This is a genomic window from Winslowiella iniecta, assembly GCF_001267535.1.
In the GTDB taxonomy this organism is placed as follows: domain Bacteria; phylum Pseudomonadota; class Gammaproteobacteria; order Enterobacterales; family Enterobacteriaceae; genus Erwinia; species Erwinia iniecta.
Genome location: NZ_JRXE01000052.1, coordinates 1 through 3,160 on the forward strand (window position 1 = coordinate 1; position 3,160 = coordinate 3,160).

At 52.8% G+C, this 3,160-nt stretch carries 1 rRNA gene; it reads right to left on the reverse strand.

What is annotated here, in order from left to right:
- Window positions 1-114: 114 nt before the first annotated feature.
- A 23S ribosomal RNA gene (locus tag NG42_RS21440) occupies window positions 115-3,024 on the reverse strand.
- Window positions 3,025-3,160: the final 136 nt, after the last annotated feature.

Sequence of the window (3,160 nt, forward strand, 5' to 3'; positions counted from 1 at the left end):
GCCGCCTTGCTTCAGCACAAAATCTTTCGTTTCCGCAGATTCTTCAATCCGTTATGAACAAGCTGAAATTGATGGTTCTCTCACACACAACCACCAAAACACTTCTGGCGTTGTAAGGTTAAGCCTCACGGGTCATTAGTACCGGTTAGCTCAACGCATCGCTGCGCTTACACACCCGGCCTATCAACGTCGTAGTCTTCAACGTCCCTTCAGGACCCTCAAGGAGTCAGGGAGAATTCATCTCGAGGCAAGTTTCGCGCTTAGATGCTTTCAGCGCTTATCTTTTCCGCATTTAGCTACCGGGCAATGCCATTGGCATGACAACCCGAACACCAGTGATGCGTCCACTCCGGTCCTCTCGTACTAGGAGCAGCCCCTCTCAATTCTCCAGCGCCCACGGCAGATAGGGACCGAACTGTCTCACGACGTTCTAAACCCAGCTCGCGTACCACTTTAAACGGCGAACAGCCGTACCCTTGGGACCTACTTCAGCCCCAGGATGTGATGAGCCGACATCGAGGTGCCAAACACCGCCGTCGATATGAACTCTTGGGCGGTATCAGCCTGTTATCCCCGGAGTACCTTTTATCCGTTGAGCGATGGCCCTTCCATTCAGAACCACCGGATCACTATGACCTGCTTTCGCACCTGCTCGAGCCGTCACTCTCGCAGTCAAGCCAGCTTATGCCATTGCACTAACCTCACGATGTCCGACCGTGATTAGCTGACCTTCGTGCTCCTCCGTTACTCTTTAGGAGGAGACCGCCCCAGTCAAACTACCCACCAGACACTGTCCCCACGCCGGATCACGGCGCCAGGTTAGAACATCAAACATTAAAGGGTGGTATTTCAAGGTTGGCTCCACGCAGACTGGCGTCCACGCTTCAAAGCCTCCCACCTATCCTACACATCAAGGCTCAATGTTCAGTGTCAAGCTGTAGTAAAGGTTCACGGGGTCTTTCCGTCTTGCCGCGGGTACACTGCATCTTCACAGCGAGTTCAATTTCACTGAGTCTCGGGTGGAGACAGCCTGGCCATCATTACGCCATTCGTGCAGGTCGGAACTTACCCGACAAGGAATTTCGCTACCTTAGGACCGTTATAGTTACGGCCGCCGTTTACCGGGGCTTCGATCAAGAGCTTCTCCTTGCGGATAACCCCATCAATTAACCTTCCGGCACCGGGCAGGCGTCACACCGTATACGTCCACTTTCGTGTTTGCACAGTGCTGTGTTTTTAATAAACAGTTGCAGCCAGCTGGTATCTTCGACTGGCTTCAGCTCCGGGAGCAAGTCCCTTCACCTACGCGCCAGCGTGCCTTCTCCCGAAGTTACGGCACCATTTTGCCTAGTTCCTTCACCCGAGTTCTCTCAAGCGCCTTGGTATTCTCTACCTGACCACCTGTGTCGGTTTGGGGTACGATTTCGTGTTACCTGGAGCTTAGAGGCTTTTCCTGGAAGCATGGCATCAGTTACTTCACCACCGTGGTGGCTCGTCATCACGCCTCAGCCTTGGAGCATTCCGGATTTGCCTGGAATGCAAGCCTACACGCTTAAACCGGGACAACCGTCGCCCGGATAACCTAGCCTTCTCCGTCCCCCCTTCGCAGTAACACCAAGTACAGGAATATTAACCTGTTTCCCATCGACTACGCTTTTCAGCCTCGCCTTAGGGGTCGACTCACCCTGCCCCGATTAACGTTGGACAGGAACCCTTGGTCTTCCGGCGAGCGGGCTTTTCACCCGCTTTATCGTTACTTATGTCAGCATTCGCACTTCTGATACCTCCAGCAGACCTCACAGTCCACCTTCGACGGCTTACAGAACGCTCCCCTACCCAACAACGCATAAGCGTCGCTGCCGCAGCTTCGGTGCATGGTTTAGCCCCGTTACATCTTCCGCGCAGGCCGACTCGACCAGTGAGCTATTACGCTTTCTTTAAATGATGGCTGCTTCTAAGCCAACATCCTGGCTGTCTGTGCCTTCCCACATCGTTTCCCACTTAACCATGACTTTGGGACCTTAGCTGGCGGTCTGGGTTGTTTCCCTCTTCACGACGGACGTTAGCACCCGCCGTGTGTCTCCCGTGATAACATTCTCCGGTATTCGCAGTTTGCATCGGGTTGGTAAGCCGGGATGGCCCCCTAGCCGAAACAGTGCTCTACCCCCGGAGATGAGTTCACGAGGCGCTACCTAAATAGCTTTCGGGGAGAACCAGCTATCTCCCGGTTTGATTGGCCTTTCACCCCCAGCCACAAGTCATCCGCTAATTTTTCAACATTAGTCGGTTCGGTCCTCCAGTTAGTGTTACCCAACCTTCAACCTGCCCATGGCTAGATCACCGGGTTTCGGGTCTATACCCTGCAACTTAACGCCCAGTTAAGACTCGGTTTCCCTGCGGCTCCCCTATACGGTTAACCTTGCTACAGAATATAAGTCGCTGACCCATTATACAAAAGGTACGCAGTCACCCCACATTTAAGAGGCTCCCACTGCTTGTACGTACACGGTTTCAGGTTCTGTTTCACTCCCCTCGCCGGGGTTCTTTTCGCCTTTCCCTCACGGTACTGGTTCACTATCGGTCAGTCAGGAGTATTTAGCCTTGGAGGATGGTCCCCCCATATTCAGACAGGATGTCACGTGTCCCGCCCTACTCATCGAACTCACAATAAGTGCATCTTCGTGTACGGGGCTATCACCCTGTGTCGCGCCACTTTCCAGAGGCTTCCACTGATGCACAAACTGATTCAGGTTCTGGGCTGTTCCCCGTTCGCTCGCCGCTACTGGGGGAATCTCGGTTGATTTCTTTTCCTCTGGGTACTTAGATGTTTCAGTTCCCCAGGTTCGCCTCATTAAGCTATGTATTCACTTAATGATAGTGCAACGGATTGCACTGGGTTTCCCCATTCGGGTATCGACGGTTGTAACGCCTCATATCGGCTTACCGTCGCTTATCGCAGATTAGCACGCCCTTCATCGCCTCTGACTGCCAGGGCATCCACCGTGTACGCTTAGTCGCTTAACCTCACAACCCACAAGTGTTTCCACTGCGGCTGTAAGCATTTGAGAGACTCGAACATATCGTGATTCATTTCTTATTACGGAGAAATGAGACGACATGTCGTTTCAATTTTCAGCTTGTTCCGGATTGTTAAAGAGCA